A 17,577-nucleotide genomic window follows, 5' to 3' on the forward strand; every position below is an offset into this window, starting at 1 on the left:
CCAATTTCATTCTTGCGTTGCTATATTATCGCCAACTTTCCAAATGAGGATAACGCAAATGAATGATTATTTAGACAATTCAAATAAACAAATGAAACTGGCTCTGCAACTGGTGTCAGGCTACGGCGGTGAATTTCAGTCTTGGCGACTTTCCGATAGCAATGAGCGAGCCTATACCGATGTCCGCTATTATGTAGAGCTGGCGAAAATTGCCGAGCAAGGCAAAATCCACACGCTGTTTATCGCCGATACGCCCTCGTTTGGTGGGGCGGGAGGCGGAACGGATATCAGCACACGCACGCCTGCCTTTCCGCTTGAACCGATGGTAATGCTCTCGGCGGTCGCTTATGCCACGCAAAAAATCGGTTTGGTGGCAACTTTCTCCACCACATACAATCTACCGTATAACTTAGCTCGTCAGTTAAAAACATTGGACACTCTAAGCGGTGGGCGTGTCGGTTGGAATGCGGTTACCACCAGCTCGCCACAAACCGCCTATAATTTTGGCAACAAGCCGTTGCCCGATACCACCACTCGCTATGAAATGGCACACGAGATGGTGGAGGCGGTGCAAACGCTGTGGGGAACTTTTGGCGAACATGCCTACATCACCGACAAAGCGACAGGCGTGTTTGCGGAGATGAGTCAAATTCAGCCAGCCAATTTTGTCGGCAAGCATTATCAAGTCAAAGGGGCGTTGCCAATTCCAGCCACACCGCAAGGTCAGCCACCGATTTTTCAGGCAGACCCAAGCCCAGAAGGGGTGGAGCTTGCAGGCAAGTTTGCCAGTGGCGTTTATGCCAATCCGTTTAGCATTGAGGAGGCGAGAGCCTACCGCAATCGCTTAAAACAAAGTGCGATGAAATATGGCAGAAATCCTAATGAAATCAACATGTTTAGCGGATTTATGTTCACCATTGGCAAAACTTATGAAGAGGCTTTGGCTCGCCGTCATCAACTGCTTGATTTTATGAGTGATGATGAATTTTACGGACAAATCCGCTATTTATCGGCGATGATCGGGGTTAATTTGATGAATTTAGATATCAATGCACCCTTGCCGAAACATTTGCAGGCACAGGCCATGCCGCACCCACACGATCCGCGTTCGCCTCGTGCAGTGGAGCTGATTAAGCAGGGGCTTAGCCCCAAAGATGTGCTGGCTAATGGTGTAATTAACTATCACCCTGTGGTGGTCGGTACGGCAGAAGATGTGGCGAATTTTATGGAAAAATGGTTCAAGGCTGGAGCAACAGACGGTTTTTCACTCGCCCCAGACAGTCAGCAAGGAGTGCGTGATTTTGTGGAACAGGTCGTGCCGATTTTGCAACAGCGAGGCATTTTCCATACCGATTACGAGGGCGATACCTTGCGTGAGCATTTGGGTGTACCGTATCAGTATGGGGTGAGAAAATAAAAGGGGAATCAAACACCGTTTGGAGTAATGTTTTTATTTTATCATTCAGAGAAATTAGCTTTTCTGGTTTTACCTTGGAAATTGCTTATGGGGCAAACAGAAAATGCCTTAATAAATAGATTAATATATATTGTATAAATCTAGTTTAGATTTTACAATCTATCTAAATTAGCCCAATTTCGCCATCTTTTGTCCTCTTGAAATAAGTTTGGGTAATAAAAATTTTTATTTAAATCGTCAAATAATAGCGAATTATTTTGTTGCAACTTATCAGCTATATAGGCTGGCTGCATTCTAGATAAATGAAAATAAATAAATTTATGTAACTCTACAATATTGGTAAACCAATACTTATTAAAGGATAAAATAAAAGTCATTTCATTGTGAATGAAATCAGCTCTTTCTTGAACTGTTGCAACATCTTGGAAATATTTGACTATGGCTCTATCTAGGCTGCTTCTTTTTATTGAGTATGAATATTCAAAATCCCATGTTTTCCATTTTTGGTAAGCTAATTTGCAAAAATAATGAATTTTTTCTTGCTCAGCATGTTTAAGAAAATATGTTAGACATTCTTGAATATTCTCAGAATAGGTAGAGAGTTCTATACTATCAATATAGATTTGAATTTGTTTGTGTGTTGTAGAAGTTATAAATTTTCCTAGCTCAAGTTGTAGCCAAGGATATTTATTGAACAATTGAAACCATTCTACAGGACACTTATGCCAAATTTCCGATAATTGAAGTTGTTCTTGCTGAAATTCATTACGAATGCGATGACTTAAATTTAATAGCAATAGAAATTGTGCAAGTTGATTATTAGTTTTCAATACAATGTTATGCTTATGTTGTTCTGGGAGTAGTGCCAACCAGTAAAGAAGTTGCCACACTCTTTTTTCATTATTAATCAGATTTAAAATCTCATCAATATGATGCTCTACGATAAATGAATAAGTACAGTGATGGTTTATAGCTAATTGTCCAAATATATTAGATATTTGATGATGGTTATCTCCAATCTCTTTCCATTGGCAATTTTTCAAGGAGATATGAAGAGTTTCTATAGTTTCTTTTTCATTAATATGGACATTATGATTGACTAGTAAATTAGTATCTATTGTAGATAGATAGGATAACGCTAGTCTTTTACTAGAGTCGGAAAATAAATATCCTTCTTCATGACTAATTTTCCAAAAATTAGGTACACAACAAGTTAATTCAAAGGCAATTTTTTGATTTTCTAGTGTGGCTTGCTCATCTCGCAATATATCAAAAATCCAAGAAATACTTCCAATAAGACATTCTTTTTTAGATAACTCATCTACATAGACAATATCTTTCTGATAATCTATAAATTGAGGATAATATTCATCAAGAAATTGCCAAAATATCTCCCTTTCTTTCCATTTCCATTGTACAAAATCAAAATTGACCTCAAAGAACTTATATACTTTATCAGGTATTGCCCGAATAACATCGGGCATATTAGCCAAATTGAATATTTCTTTTACGGTTAGCTGCTCTCGGATTTCCATATAATATTTTCCTTATTAACGATTGACTGCTCCCACATTTCTTCAAAAACATCAGCGACAATTTGCCCATCTTCTACTTCTTGGATAATATGATGGCTTGTCCCCAAACTATTTACTGACGTTCCTAACGACCAAGCTCTGGCAGAACTATCTTGATTCTTTGGAAATATAATAAATCTATCATGAAAATCTCCAACCTTAGATTTATCAGCATTAAGAAATATTAAGTCTAACCAACCATTTTCAATGGTCGCTTGTTCAAGCTCACTTTTGTATAGTGTTTTAGCGTTAGACTCCCCTAAAGTTTTTAGTCCAGTAAGTGCTTTGATAGGAGTATTTGCGTAAGGATTAAAAAATACGGTCTCTAGTAAATCTCTAGAATTCAAATATAGATCCCATAAATAAATCCCATTTTTACCGTATCGTTTAATTAACTTTCGAATAAATGCTAATGCTTCCTCACGCATATTCTGTTTGAACTGTCGGAGTTTTAAGGAGTCATGCAATTCTTGTTTTTCAAACTTAATTAATCTATTCGCCACCCAATCACGATAATCTTTAGATGATTTACCTATCTGACTTTGCGAAGCTTGAATAGAAATACTAATTCTTTGTTCTTGACCATTAGGTAGCTTAAAAATCCTTTGATTTGATTCCTGCATACTAATAGAAAAATTCATACTTTCCATAACAGAGCGAATCATTCCACCTGAACAAATAACTTGCTTGTCTTCATCCCATACTGTGTAATATCCAGTTCCATTAATTTGCTTAAAAGGAATTGGATTTTCTCCTAAAGTAAGAGGTAATTTCTGAAAATCAATAATACTCCCATTAATTTCTCTCCAAAAAATGCCTGTTAAATTCAAAGGTTTTATGATGGTGGGATTGATAGATAAATTGGAAATTAACTGATGGCTTTCCCTATCTCTTCTTTTGATTTGAAAAGCAACTGATGAACAAGGAATTTGAACAATAAAATTTCCCAACCTGTCCGAATGACTACCTATTTTGATGGGTAGATATTTTTGTAATTCTTCAGAAAGCTCTATTAGCGCTAAATGGTTTTCCATTAACCCTTGAACATATTCTTTGCTTTCATCAAACCATTCAAATAGATGAGGACCACCAAAAAAATTATTCTTTAGCAAGCCTAAAAATTCATTTTTCCCTCTTTCTAAAGCTGGAACATAAACATTTGGAATGCTCCTTAACTTTCCGCAAGAAAGTTGTTTTTTCTGATTATTTTTCCATTGGCCATTATCCAAATTACTTGCTCTATCAAGAAAATCATCTATAGAAAGAACACTTCTAAAAATACCAAATTTAAGAGACTTATCTTTTTTCAACTGAATGGGATGAGGGGTAACTTTTTCTTCATTGATTAAATCAAGTTCTAATTCTTGAGCAATAGCTAAGGTAAAAATGTTAAATGGAAACTGTTTGTTTTTTATACCAATAATTTCAAAAAGTTCAACACATTTAAATAAACCTATAGATGGTGTGATTAATATTTCTTTCATATACCTGAAACTCATTGTGTTGCCCTCTTTTTCTTTCATTATTATTGGTTATTTTAAGGACATTTTCACATTTTTCAACTCCCAAATAATAACTAACCTAGTTCTAATAAATGTTGCTTTTAATTGACATTCGTAACTGTACAAGCAGTAAGATTTGACGAAATTTCTGCCAATCTCACCGCTTGTTATTTCCAAAAATGAAAACAAACTTCCCATAAATCGCTATTCTAGCGTAAATTTTAAGATGTTAAAATTTCCCCAATTTTTACCCATTAAGGAATTTTTTATGAAACAAACTAACCGTATTTGCGAAATTTTGGGGACCCGTTATCCGATTATTCAAGCACCGATGTCGTGGCTGACGGACGCCCGTTTTGTGGCGGCGGTGAGCAATGCTGGGGGCTTGGGATTTCTTGCACCGCACGCTGGGCAGACAACCAATCCCTGTTCCAATGAAGAAGTGTTGGCACGGTTGCAGGAGCAAATCCGTAAGGTAAAAGCCTTGACCGACAAGCCGTTTGGCGTGCCAGTGGTGCTGTCTTATGATTTGGCGATGATTGAGCCGATTAGCGATTTGTTGATTGCCGAGCAAGTGCCAGTGGCGTTGATTAACTATTTTGAGGGCTACGATTTTGAGCCGATTATCGCCAAACTCAAAAATGCAGGGCTGAAAATTTTGTTCCGTCCGCTCAATCCAACCCTTGAAAATGCACGCTTTGCCGAGAAAGTGGGGGCGGATATTTTCATCAGTACGGGCTTTGACGAGGGCGGTACGCTGCCGACCCAACAAATCGGTTCGTTTTCGGTGGTGTCGCATATTGTTGATGAAATCAGCATTCCCGTGATGTTGGCGGGCGGTATTGCCGATGTGCGGGGCGTACGGGCGGCGTTGGCGTTGGGGGCAGAGGGCGTTTATGTCGGCACGGCATTTTTGGCGACCGTTGAGAACCGTATGGCGGACAATGTCAAGCAGTTGCTTGTCAGCACCACCGCCAACGATTTACACATTTATCGCACCAACCCAGCCTATTACCGCTCAATCCCAACCGCACTCAGCACGCAATTAGTGGCGATGGACGCTCAAGGTGCGAGCCGTGATGAGATTGAAAAAGCAAGCAAATTCGGCACAGGAATGCGTCTGGGAATGTTGGAAGGCAATTTGGACGAGGGCTATATTTCGGTGGGCAATGGCGTGACGCTTATCAAAGAAATCCGTAGTGTACAAGCCTTGATTGATGATTTAATGCAGGATTTTAGATAATCTGGCTGTCTTTATTTTGGTAGCATTGGGCTTATACAAGCAGTTTTGCGTAATAATGCAGTTAAGGTTGTTGTTTTTACCCCTGATTTACACCAAGTGATTAAAAGTGATTAATGCTTACAGGAGATTGCCAACTTATTCTGCTTTTTATAAATGTAAATTCACCAAAATAAAATAAGGGTGGCAAAACCACCCTTAAATGTCATAAGCTCTTATGATGCCTGAACATCGTTGATGAGTTTTTGATTGTGCTGCTTGAGGGCTTCTGGCATACGCTCGCCAAGTTTGTCAAATAGCTCGGCATGACTTTGTAGCTCATCAAGCCACTGCTGTTTGTCTTGGTTGGTTACCAAATCAAACTGTGCCTTGCTAAAATCCGATTGATCCCAATTGATATCCTCGTAGGTTGGCACCAGCCCAATCGGTGTTTGTACGGCGTCGGCTTTGTTTTCGCAGCGTTCGATAATCCATTGCAATACACGCATATTTTGCCCAAAGCCCGGCCAAACAAAATCACCATTCTCATCACGGCGGAACCAGTTTACTTTAAACATTTTTGGTGGTTGATTGCCAGAAGCGGCGGCTTTTTGATTGATTTGTTCGCCCATTTGTAGCCAATGGTTGAAATAATCCGCCATGTTATAACCTGCAAAAGGCAGCATGGCAAAAGGATCGCGACGCACAACACCTTGCTGACCGACAGCAGCAGCGGTGGTTTCAGAACCCATTGTGGCAGCTTTATATACGCCATCTACCCAATCAAATGCCTCTGATACCAAAGGCACGGTGTCAGCACGGCGACCCCCAAAGATAAAGGCAGAGATTGGCACGCCTTCAGGATTTTCCCATTCAGGATCAATAGAAGGGCATTGTGCAGCCGAAACGGTAAAGCGAGCATTGGCATGAGCGGCTCGTTCTTCGCCTGTGTGTGGCTGGCGTTTCCAGTTGGTAAGGTTGGCTGGTGTTTCCTTGGTTTTGCCTTCCCACCATACTTCGCCATCATCAGTTACGGCAACATTGGTGTAGATAACATCAGAGCCTAAGGTGCTCATGCAGTTTGAGTTGGTCTTGGTGTTGGTGCCGGGAGCCACGCCAAAGAATCCTGCTTCAGGGTTGATGGCGTATAGTTTGCCGTCAGCTGATGGCTTAATCCAAGCAATGTCATCACCAACGGTTTCGACTTTCCAGCCTTCATAGCCAGCTGGTGGGATTAGCATGGCAAAGTTGGTTTTGCCACAGGCTGATGGGAAGGCGGCAGCGATATAGTGTTTTTTGCCTTCTGGATTGGTTACGCCCAAAATCAGCATATGCTCAGCCAGCCAGCCTTGCTCGCGACCCATGGCAGAAGCAATACGCAACGCTAGGCATTTTTTGCCAAGCAGGGCATTGCCACCATAACCTGAGCCATACGACCAAATTTCACGAGTTTCTGGAAAATGCACAATGTATTTGTCGTCATTGCACGGCCAAGCAACATCTTGTTGTCCTGCTGACAGTGGCATACCGACCGAATGCACACAAGGCACAAACGCCCCATCTGTGCCTAGTACATCATAGACCGCCTTGCCCATGCGAGCCATTTTTCGCATACTTACCACCACATAAGGCGAGTCAGTAATCTCAATGCCAATTTGGGCAATGTGGCTACCCAGCGGACCCATGCTAAATGGCACAACATACATAGTGCGACCAGCCATACAGCCATCAAACAATTCATTTAACTTGGCACGCATTTGCTTTGGCTCAACCCAATTATTGGTGGCACCTGCATCAATTTCATGCTCTGAACAAATAAAGGTGCGATCTTCAACACGAGCCACATCTGAAGGGTCAGAAAATGCCAAATAAGAATTTGGGTGCTTTTGCTCATTAAGTTTGACCATGGTGCCATTGGCAATCATCAACTCAAGCAGGCGTTGATTTTCTTCTTCAGAGCCATCGCACCATTGAATGTCGGCAGGCTTGGTTAAAGCGGCAATATCGGCAACCCAGTCAATTAGGGCTTGATGACGAACAAATGCTGGAGCGGTAATCTTTGTGGTCATGATGAAATCTCATTTGATAAAAATTGAGCAAATTTGCTAAAATTGTCATATCACTGTCATTTGTGCGTGCTAAATTAGCACTTGATATGTAACAAAACAATGCAAAATATGCTAAAAAACTGTATTAAACCACAAAAGCTGGCAAATGATAAGCATTATTCAAAAAATAAATGAATATATTTTTTAATTTGATAATATTTATGGCAATAAAGTATTAATTTTGTTCATTATTAGAATGCAAATATTGAATAAAAACAACCAATAAGCAAACAATTTTGACAACTTGATGTATATTTTGGGCAACATGACAAGTGTGAAGTTTGCTTTATGTGTAGGCGTTAGCATGGTTATGATTGGCATTTGTGGATTTTGATAGCTATATTATGGCTGTTCAAGATTGTAATCTTGCCACAAAGTCGCCCAAAAATGCTACAATAATGCTGGTATTTGACAAATAAACAGTGGGGCATTATGGCAAAAGCCAAAAGCAGCTATGTCTGCCAGCAGTGTGGTGCAATCTATGGCAAATGGTCGGGGCAATGCACCGATTGTGGCGAGTGGAACACGCTTGTTGAGGCGGTCAGTACGACCTTGCCACATCATCAAAAAGCCAAATCCAGCACGCCTGCAAGCAAGACGGCAAGTTATGCTGGTGCGGTCAGTGGTGTGATGACGCTTGACAATGTAGGGCTGACGCTTGAGACTCGTATGCCTACAGGGATTGGTGAGTTTGATCGTGTCTTGGGTGGTGGCTTGGTGGCAGGTTCAGTGGTGCTGATTGGTGGCGACCCCGGTATTGGCAAATCTACCATTTTGCTTCAGACGGCAGCCAACATGGCATCTAGCGATTCGCTGGCAGGTTCTGCACTGTATATTACAGGTGAGGAGAGTTTATCCCAAGTTGCCATGCGTGCCAAGCGGCTGGGTCTACCAACCGATCGCTTACGCGTACTTGCCGAAACCAATGTGGACGCTATTTGCATGGCATTAAGTAGCGAACAGCCTGCAATTGCCATCATTGATTCTATTCAGACATTATTTACCGAAATGATACAATCTGCCCCTGGTGGCGTGGCACAAATCCGTGAATCGGCGGCGATTTTGACACGCTTTGCCAAGCAGACAGGCACGGCGTTATTTTTGGTGGGTCATGTTACCAAAGAAGGGGCGTTGGCAGGGCCGCGTGTGCTTGAACACATGGTGGATACTGTGCTGTATTTTGAAGGCGAGGCAGACAGTCGGTTTCGTATGATTCGGGCGGTAAAAAATCGCTTTGGTGCTGTCAATGAGCTGGGTATTTTTGGCATGACTGATACAGGGCTAAAAGAAGTTGCCAACCCTTCGGCGATTTTTTTGAGCCGTTATGATAGACCGATTGCAGGCTCTGTGGTGATGGTGAGCCGAGAGGGGACAAGGCCACTATTGGTTGAGGTGCAGGCTTTGGTGGATAGTACACAAGGACAACCCAGACGCATGGCATTGGGATTGGATTATCAGCGATTATCGATGCTACTTGCGGTCATGCACCGACACGGAGGCATTCATACCAGCGGCATGGATGTTTATGTCAATGTGGTTGGTGGGGTGAAGGTTATGGAAACTGGGTCAGACTTGGCGGTGCTTTTGGCCTGTGCCTCAAGCATTCGCGAAAAACCATTGCCAAATCGCTTGGCGGTATTTGGCGAAGTGGGATTGTCTGGAGAGATTCGTCCCGTGCCAAATGGTCAAGAGCGATTGCGTGAGGCGATGAAACATGGTTTTACTCATGCCATTGTCCCAAAAGCCAATGCCCCCAAAGAGAACAGCGAGCAGTTTGCAGGCATTCGGATTATTGCTGTTGATAGGCTTGATGATGCCTTAAGCCAAGCATTTTCGGTTGATTATTAGACTGATTAATTGATTTCTTGCTGCCGTCAGGGTGGGTGGCTGCAAGTTTGAGATTGTGGTTGTGATTATCAACGCCATCATGCTTGCTATTGCTACCTCGCCATTGTTGCTGGCGTGATAATCGGTTGTCGCCACGTCTTTGTATGGTGGTCAAATTGCCAAAGTTCGTGCGATGGCGTAATGTAGTAGCGTTAAAGACTTTGGTAAAGTCATGTCAGCCTTTTGCGAAAATCACTTGGTGATAAACCTGTGAGCTGCTTAAATTGCCTGCTAAATGCACTGTGATCTGCATAACCACACTGCAAGGCAATCTCAACCACAGATTGTTTAGTATTTTTTAATAAATCGATGGCTTTTTCTAGGCGGATTTTTTGCAACATTTGCTGTGGTGATAATTGCAAAACCGAACGAAATAACCGTTCAAGTCTTGAAATGCTCAGCCCTGTTTGCTTGGCAAGCTCGCCGATGGTGAGTTTATGCTCGGCATGGTCTTTCATATAATCGATGGCGATTGCCAGCTTTTCGTGATTTTTTAATTGATGCCCATTGTCCTTGTCAATATCAATAGAAACACCAACCATAGCCACCACTTGATTGTTGTGGTTATAAATCGGAAATTTGTGCGTCATGCACCAGCCTAACTTGCCCGATGGATAAGTATGTAGCTCCAGCCTATCAACAATAGATACCCCTTCTAGAACTTTTAAATCCTGTGCCATATATTCACCGCCTTGTTTGTCGCCAAACATTTGTGCAGGCGTTTTGCCGATAATTTGCGAATCATGCTCTATATCAAGTCTTGCTTTTAAGGTTTTATTAACAATCATATATTGAGCTTGGGTATTTTTTACAAAAAATACCGTTGAGCTTAATAGGTCAAGAATAGGAATAATTGCCCAAATACTGGCAATAAAACCATCAAGGTTGGCTACCGCATACCGTCCATCTGCCTTGCTTTTATCAAGGTGCAATAGGTGCAATTGCGACAAAGTATCGTTGTGCATATTCTTCACTCCATCATATAAAAATTATAGCAAATATAAGGATAATTTTACCAAACTGTGCCAAATTCGGCGTTTTTTGTTAGAAATTTATCAAGCATTATATTCGCCAAACCGCTAACATAAACCAAAAGTTGGCCAAAAATCAACAAGGAATGAATAACCATGAACCAACAAGATATCTGCATTTATCTGATTGATTCACATACTGGTGGCGAGCCTACGCGTATGGTATACCAAGGGTTTCCTAGGCTGCTTGGTGATACCGTTGCCGATAAGCTGAATGATTTTAAACAAAATTACGACCATCTTCGTCAAGCTATTATTTTGCAGCCGCGAGGTAGCGAGGTGATGGTTGGTGCTTTGCTTGTGCCACCAAGTGATGATTCTGCGGTTGCTGGCGTTATATTTTTTAATAACGAGGGTTATCTTGGTATGTGTGGGCATGGCAGTATCGGGGTGATTGCATCTTTGGCTTATCAGGGGAAAATTGGGGTCGGTGAGCATCGCTTAGAGACTGCTGTGGGGATTGTTACGGCTACCTTGCATCATGATGGCAGTTGTAGCATTACCAATGTGCCATCTTATCGCTACCAAAAGCAAGTCAGGCTTAAGGTGCCTGATTTGGGTGTTGTCCATGGCGATGTTGCATGGGGTGGCAACTGGTTCTTTTTGGTGAATGATCATGGGCAAAATCTGCACCTGCAAAATGTCAAGCAATTAACCGAGCTGGCTTTAAAAATCAAATCAGCCCTGAAAAATCAAGGCATTGTCGGAGCTGATGGCAAAGAGATTGACCATATTGAATTATTTGATGAATCAAATATTGCCGACAGTCGCAACTTTGTTCTATGCCCAGGTGGGGTCTATGATCGTTCGCCGTGTGGTACAGGCACCAGTGCCAAGATTGCTTGTCTTGCAGCTGATGGCAAGCTACGGCCAAAAACCGTATGGCGACAAGAGAGCATTATAGGCAGTGTATTTTTGGCAAGCTATGAGACGGCTGGCAACCACAATCAATATGGGAGCGTAACAATTGTCCCAACCATTCGGGGCAATGCCTATATCAGTGCCGAAACCAAACTTATCATGCAGGCAGACGATCCATTTTGCTGGGGATTTTAACCATGAACGCAATCAACTCTGGTGCTGATTTTTATGTCATAGGCGGCGGTGTGATTGGACTGTGTGCAGCATTGCAGTTGCAGTCTCAGGGTCAGTCTGTGGCTATTTTGGAAGCCGATAAAGTGGCTGCTGGTGCATCTTTTGGCAATGCAGGGCATTTGGCAACGGAGCAAGTTTTTGCAATTGCAGACTTTGGCATTATCAAACAGTTGCCTGCCATGCTGTTTGATCCTTTGGGGGCTTTAAGGATTGATTGGACTTATCTGCCCAAATTATTGCCATGGGCTATGAAGCTGCTATTATCAATGAAAAAAGAGCCATCACAAAAAATTCATGCGGCATTAAAGCAAATCAATGGCGTAAGTCTAGCCGCTTGGCAGGATTTTTCGCACAAATGGGGGCTGGCTAATTGGGTTTTTGCCAAAGGCTCCTTGCTGGTGGCAGAAAGTGAGTCTTCTTTATTGTCGCTTCGCCAGCATGGCAAAAAATTGGCCGCTCTTGGCGTGGCAAATACTTTTATCACTCAGCATGAATTGCTTGCCAGAGAGCCTGCTTTGGCAAAAAATCAACTGGGGGCGTTATTTTTTCCAGATACGGGTCATGTTGGCAATCTATCTGCAATGTACAAAGCATTGATTGGGCATTTTATTGGCATGGGCGGTGTTATTTATGAGGGCTGCAAGGTTTGGAGAATTTACAATGAGCGGCAGTTTGTACGCTTGATAACCACACAAGGTGAAATCATGGCACCAAATATTTTGATCAGTGCTGGTGCATTTTCAAAGTCGCTTGTCGCACAGGCAACTGGCGTTGAAGTACCTCTTGATACCGAACGAGGTTATCATTTGATGTTGCCCAATGAACACAATCGCCTACATATCCCTGTAACGAGTATGGATCGCCGCTTTATCATGACGCCGATGCACTCAGGGCTTAGGCTTGCAGGCACTGTTGAGTTTGCTGGGCTAAAAAAACCGCCCAATATGCAGCGTGCCTATAATTTGCTCAAACTTGCCAATCCTATGTTTAATCAGGATTTGGACAGCTCACAATCTACGCCTTGGATGGGGTTTAGGCCATCAACAGCGGATTCCTTACCTGTGATTGATAAGATTGGTAGGGTTTATCTAAATTTTGGGCATCAGCATCTAGGGCTGACGCAGGCAGTGGTAAGTGGGCAGATAATTAGCGATTTGCACTTTGGCAGACCGACAGCCATTGATTGCACTGCCTACAAATTAGAGCGATTTGGGCAACCATTAAAGTAATATTTATTAAGTTTTAATAAACATAGCAAATTAAGGAGATGCTAGATGAATATTCATGGTGTTTTGGTGCCAATTGTTACCCCATTTGACAAAAATGGTGCGGTAGATGTACCAACTTTGGAGAAATTGGTTGGTTGTTTGATTAACAAAGGCGTGGCTGGTATCGTGGCTTGTGGCACAACTGGCGAGTATTATGCCTTATCACCAAAAGAACGCGAGGTGGTGATGACAACCATCGCCAAGCACGCCAAAGGCAAAGTTAGCCTAATTGCTGGCATCAATAGCCTATCAACAGATTATACCATTGAACTTGCCCATCAAGCCAAGCAAATGGGTTATGAAGGGTTGATGTTGTCAGCAAATCCGTACAGCTTGCCAGAGCAAGCAGGGATTATTGCTCATTTTGAAAAAGTGGCAAATACGGTAAAAATGCCCATCATCATGTATAATTTCCCTGCTCGTGTTGGCGTTAATATTGAGTTTGAAACGGTTGAGTATTTGTCCAAAAATCCGTATATTATAGGCATTAAGGAAAGCAGTGGTAATTTTAGCCATGCTTTGCGAATGTTGCGGGCTAAGTTTGCAAATTTTGAGATTGTATGCGGCTGTGATGACCAGCCTGTGGATTTCTTCTTTTGGGGAGCCAGAAGTTGGATTGCAGGTGCTGCCAATGTATTCCCTGATGAACAAGTGGCGATTTATCAAGCTGCTTGCAACGAAAACTGGGACGAGGCTCGCCGCATCATGAGCAAAATTTATCCTGCAATCTGCTCGATGGAATCTGGCGATTATAACCAAAAAGCCAAAATTGGTTGTCTAAAAGGTACGGTTGATGTCGGTGGAGTTCGACTGCCATTGGTTGATATTAGTAATGAAGACAAACAAGAATTTTTATCATTGTTAAATAGTTGAGGTTTGTATCATGACAACACCAAAAAATAAAGAGGCTGTTTTTTCGGCAGCCAAGCAGGGCGTATTGTATGCAGGCAATTTGATTGTCGGTGCTGACCCATGTCAGTCCACAATGACCAATACCACCCCAATTGACAACAGTGCGATTGGCACAATTGATGATGCCACCGAAGAGCATGTCAATCAAGCGGTCAAGGCTGCACGAGCTTGCTTTAATAATGGCACATGGAAGGACAAATCCCCCGCCCAAAGAAAGCAAATCATGCAGGCGTGGTCAGCCCTTATGAAAAAACACGCCGAAGAATTGGCAGCACTGGATTGCATTGATGCTGGCAAGCCAATCAGCGAGTGCATAAATACCGATATGCCAGCAACGCTGGATACTTTTGATTGGTATGCCGAGGCGATTGATAAGGTTTTTGGCAAGGTGGCACCAACAGATGGCGGTGTGGTTTCTTGGATTGTCAAAGAACCCATTGGCGTGGTGGCTGCTGTACTTCCGTGGAATTTTCCTGCACAGATGTTTGCTTGGAAGGTGGCACCTGCATTAATCATGGGCAACAGCGTCATTGTCAAGCCTGCCGAACTGACCAGCCTGTCGGCTTATCGCATGATTGAGCTGGCTTATGAGGCAGGCGTGCCAAAAGATGCTTTGCAGATGGTCTGTGGACGCGGCGAGGTTGTGGGTGCAGCCATTGGCAGACACATGGATATTGATATGGTGTCTTTTACTGGCTCAACTGAGGTAGGGCGGTTATTTTTGCAGTATTCAGCACAAAGCAATCTAAAAGAAATTGTCCTAGAATGCGGCGGCAAGAGTCCTCAGATTGTCTTTGAAGACGCTGTTATTGATGAAGATATGGTTAATAATGTCTTGTCTGCAGCTTTTTGGAATATGAGCGAAAACTGCAGCTGCGGCTCCAGATTGCTGGTGCATAGCAGCAAAAAACAGCTTTTGCTTGACAAACTGGTTGCAGGGCTTGCCGCTTGGAAATTGGGCGACCCACGACAAGATGATGTTGTGCTAGGCCCGATGATTGAGCAGGCACACTTTGACAAAGTGGTGCATTATCTAGAAACCGCCAAATCCGAAGGTGCGTCATTGCTGACAGGTGGCAAGGTATGTGCAGACATGGGCAGTGGCTGGTATATCGAACCGACTATTTTTGAGAATGTAACTGCTGACATGACTTTGTTTAAAGAAGAAGTGTTCGGCCCTATTTTGGCTGTAACGGCATTTGACAGCGAAGAAGAAGCGGTAAGGCTGGCAAATGACAGCAGTTATGGTCTGGCAGCGTCATTTTATACCCAAAATCTCAAGCGTGCATTGTCGGTTGCAAGACAAATCCAAGCTGGCACGGTATCAATTAATGGCTTCTCAGAGGGTGATATTACAACCCCATTTGGCGGCTACAAGCAATCAGGATTTGGCGGCAGGGACAATGGACTGGAGGCATTGGAGCAATATTGCCAAACCAAGACCATCTGGGCAATCTGCTAAGCAATAAGGACTTTTAAAACCCTACTTGTGGTAACAACCTTTGGAGTTTGTATTCCATTGGTAGGGTTTTTGCAACTTAAGGAAATGGATATGGAAGGTTTTATCAATACAATAGTGGGTTATATTTGGAGCGATGCTCTGGTGTATTTGGCTTTGGCTGTGGGAATTTATTTTACTGTTGCTACAAGGGGTGTGCAATTTCGCTATCTTAAAGAGATGATTCGCCTATTGTTTGACAAAAACAATTCGGGGCAAGGCGTTAGCTCATTTCAGGCGTTTTGTATGGCGTTGTCTGGCCGTATTGGTGTGGGCAACATCGCTGGCGTGGCTACCGCAATTGCAGCTGGTGGGCCGGGTGCGGTGTTTTGGATGATTGTCATGGGGCTATTGGGTGGGGCAAGTGCTTTTATTGAATCCACTCTGGCTCAGGTCTATAAAGAAAGTGCCGATAAGCAGTATCGCGGTGGCTCGCCTTATTATATCGAAAAAGGTTTAAAAATGAAGCCGTTTGCAATTTTTGTTGCGGCTGTTATTTGTCTGTCTTATGGGGTTTTGGTGCCAGGTGTGCAGGCAAATACAATCAGTGATTCGTTTAGCACCGCTTTTGGGCTATCTCCAGCGATAACAGGTTTGATTGTGATTATGCCGTTGGCCTTTATTATCTTTGGCGGCATTAAGCGGATTGCTAGATTTGCTGACAAAGTTGTTCCATTGATGGCGATATTCTACATTTTAATGATGGCAGTGGTGCTAGTTGCAAATATTTCTGCCATACCTAGCATGACTGCCCTAATTGTAAAAAGTGCATTTGGCATGGATGCAGTGTTTGGTGGTATTGTTGGCACGGCAGTTTCTTGGGGTGTCCGCCGTGCGGTTTTTTCTAATGTTGCTGGTGCGGGCGAGGCGACATTTAGCTCGGCGGCTGCCGAAGTATCGCACCCTGCCAAACAAGGGTTGGTGCAGAGCTTTTCGGTTTATGTGGATACTGTGCTTGTCTGTACGGCGACAGCATTAATGATTCTCTCAACAGGCATGTACAATGTTGCAGGTCCTGATGGTACCATGCTGGTTGAAAATGTGCCAAATGTGGCGGCTGGTACGGCATTTACACAGGCGGCGATTTCAACCGTGTTTTTGGATTTTGGCCCTGCGTTCGTTGCAATAGCCATATTCTTATTTGCATGGACTTGCCTGCTTGCTTATTATTATATTGCCGAAACAACCTTGGTGTATTTGGATAATAAACTGCGTTATCCGTATTTAAAAGTAATACTAAAAATTGTATTTTTAATTATTTGCTATGTTGGCAGTGTGCAATCAACGGGCATGATGTGGGCATTGGGCGATATTGGCTTTGGTGCCATGTGTTACCTTAATTTTATCGCCATCGTATTGCTTGGCAAAACCGCCTTTAAGGTGCTAAAAGACTATGATGCACAAATGAAAAAAGGCATAAATCCTGTTTTTGACCCAAGAAAGGTGGGTATTGACAATGCTGATTTTTGGGTTGGCTATAGTGATAAGCATAAGCAGTGATTGTGTTTGGTCTATTGAATCATGCTTGATTTTGATGGGTTTAAAGACCAAAATCTAAACTTGGCAACCAAGCCATAAGGCTTAGTTTTGTATGATACAGAGTTTGGCTTTTGTGCTTGGTTTTGCCTAAGTTATTTTAGTTTGCTTGCCTGATGGTCGAAGGGTGGGGTGTGATTTAAATAAAAATCTTTGTTGGAAACCCTTCCTCTTTATAAAACGATTAAATTATCTTTTTTGCCGTATTTATATATTTTGTTAGAGTTTTTATTTGTAATGTGTTTGTAAAAGTGGTAGCCTAAAGGAGAATGTTTTTGATCGGTGGGGTTATAATTTATGATAGGTAGTAGGAACCCTATCAGCAACCCTAGGCACAACCATAGGCGACAGTACAGCAAGCACGGTGAATAATGTGGGGCAGACAAGGTGGAATTATTTGAGTCATTGGGAAAATGCCAAGCTAAAAGAACTGGTAGTAGTCCAAAAAGTATGCTGTAACAAAAACTAAAAAGACAACTTGCACAAAAGTTGGTAATTTACGGTTATGAAGACACAAATTACCATTACTT

The 17,577-nt window shown here is 42.5% G+C and carries 12 protein-coding genes; 8 read left to right on the forward strand and 4 right to left on the reverse strand.

Annotated features, from left to right (window positions below):
• Positions 1 to 58 precede the first annotated feature (58 nt).
• Positions 59 to 1,417, forward strand: a complete 1,359-nt coding sequence (locus tag BW928_RS06065) for an NtaA/DmoA family FMN-dependent monooxygenase (RefSeq protein ID WP_076555344.1) — start codon at positions 59 to 61, stop codon at positions 1,415 to 1,417.
• A 152-nt stretch (positions 1,418 to 1,569) separates the two neighbouring features.
• Here the strand turns inward: BW928_RS06065 and BW928_RS06070 are convergent, their stop codons facing one another.
• Complete coding sequence (locus BW928_RS06070; RefSeq protein WP_076555345.1) at positions 1,570 to 2,952, reverse strand: hypothetical protein; 1,383 nt, start codon at positions 2,950 to 2,952, stop codon at positions 1,570 to 1,572.
• Positions 2,931 to 4,514, reverse strand: coding sequence for a VPA1262 family N-terminal domain-containing protein (locus tag BW928_RS06075; RefSeq protein WP_076555346.1), 1,584 nt, complete (start codon positions 4,512 to 4,514; stop codon positions 2,931 to 2,933). Before BW928_RS06075 ends, BW928_RS06070 begins: the two co-directional genes overlap by 22 nt.
• Positions 4,515 to 4,761: 247 nt before the next feature.
• On the opposite strand from BW928_RS06075, the gene BW928_RS06080 reads away from it, so the two are divergent.
• Entirely contained in the window at positions 4,762 to 5,736 is a 975-nt protein-coding gene (locus BW928_RS06080) for an NAD(P)H-dependent flavin oxidoreductase (RefSeq protein ID WP_076555347.1), read from the forward strand.
• Positions 5,737 to 5,948: 212 nt separating this feature from the next.
• Here the strand turns inward: BW928_RS06080 and BW928_RS06085 are convergent, their stop codons facing one another.
• Positions 5,949 to 7,781, reverse strand: coding sequence for a phosphoenolpyruvate carboxykinase (GTP) (locus BW928_RS06085; RefSeq protein ID WP_076555348.1), 1,833 nt, complete (start codon positions 7,779 to 7,781; stop codon positions 5,949 to 5,951).
• A gap of 471 nt (positions 7,782 to 8,252) precedes the next feature.
• Here BW928_RS06085 and radA point away from each other — a divergent pair, with 471 nt between their 5' ends.
• Positions 8,253 to 9,668 (forward strand): DNA repair protein RadA, encoded by a 1,416-nt coding sequence (gene radA / locus BW928_RS06090; protein WP_076555349.1) that lies wholly within the window; start codon positions 8,253 to 8,255, stop codon positions 9,666 to 9,668.
• A 209-nt stretch (positions 9,669 to 9,877) separates the two neighbouring features.
• Here radA and BW928_RS06095 read toward each other — a convergent pair whose 3' ends face one another.
• Positions 9,878 to 10,672, reverse strand: coding sequence for an AraC family transcriptional regulator (locus BW928_RS06095; RefSeq protein WP_078310442.1), 795 nt, complete (start codon positions 10,670 to 10,672; stop codon positions 9,878 to 9,880).
• A gap of 162 nt (positions 10,673 to 10,834) precedes the next feature.
• Here BW928_RS06095 and BW928_RS06100 point away from each other — a divergent pair, with 162 nt between their 5' ends.
• The 5 genes from BW928_RS06100 (at position 10,835) to BW928_RS06120 (ending at position 17,011) form a co-directional block, all read left to right on the forward strand.
• Positions 10,835 to 11,794 (forward strand): proline racemase family protein, encoded by a 960-nt coding sequence (locus BW928_RS06100; protein WP_076555350.1) that lies wholly within the window; start codon positions 10,835 to 10,837, stop codon positions 11,792 to 11,794.
• Between the two features lie 2 nt (positions 11,795 to 11,796).
• On the forward strand, positions 11,797 to 13,062 hold the full coding sequence (locus BW928_RS06105; protein WP_076555351.1) for an NAD(P)/FAD-dependent oxidoreductase: 1,266 nt from the start codon (positions 11,797 to 11,799) through the stop codon (positions 13,060 to 13,062).
• A gap of 45 nt (positions 13,063 to 13,107) precedes the next feature.
• The gene (gene dapA / locus BW928_RS06110) at positions 13,108 to 13,974 is read left to right on the forward strand and encodes a 4-hydroxy-tetrahydrodipicolinate synthase (protein WP_076555352.1); all 867 of its coding nucleotides are present in this window, start codon (positions 13,108 to 13,110) and stop codon (positions 13,972 to 13,974) included.
• Positions 13,975 to 13,984: 10 nt separating this feature from the next.
• Entirely contained in the window at positions 13,985 to 15,475 is a 1,491-nt protein-coding gene (locus tag BW928_RS06115) for an aldehyde dehydrogenase (RefSeq protein ID WP_076555353.1), read from the forward strand.
• Between the two features lie 90 nt (positions 15,476 to 15,565).
• A complete protein-coding gene (locus BW928_RS06120) occupies positions 15,566 to 17,011 on the forward strand; it encodes an alanine/glycine:cation symporter family protein (protein WP_076555354.1) in 1,446 nt (481 codons plus the stop codon).
• Positions 17,012 to 17,577 lie beyond the last annotated feature (566 nt).

This window comes from Moraxella cuniculi DSM 21768, assembly GCF_900156515.1.
Classification (GTDB): domain Bacteria; phylum Pseudomonadota; class Gammaproteobacteria; order Pseudomonadales; family Moraxellaceae; genus Moraxella; species Moraxella cuniculi.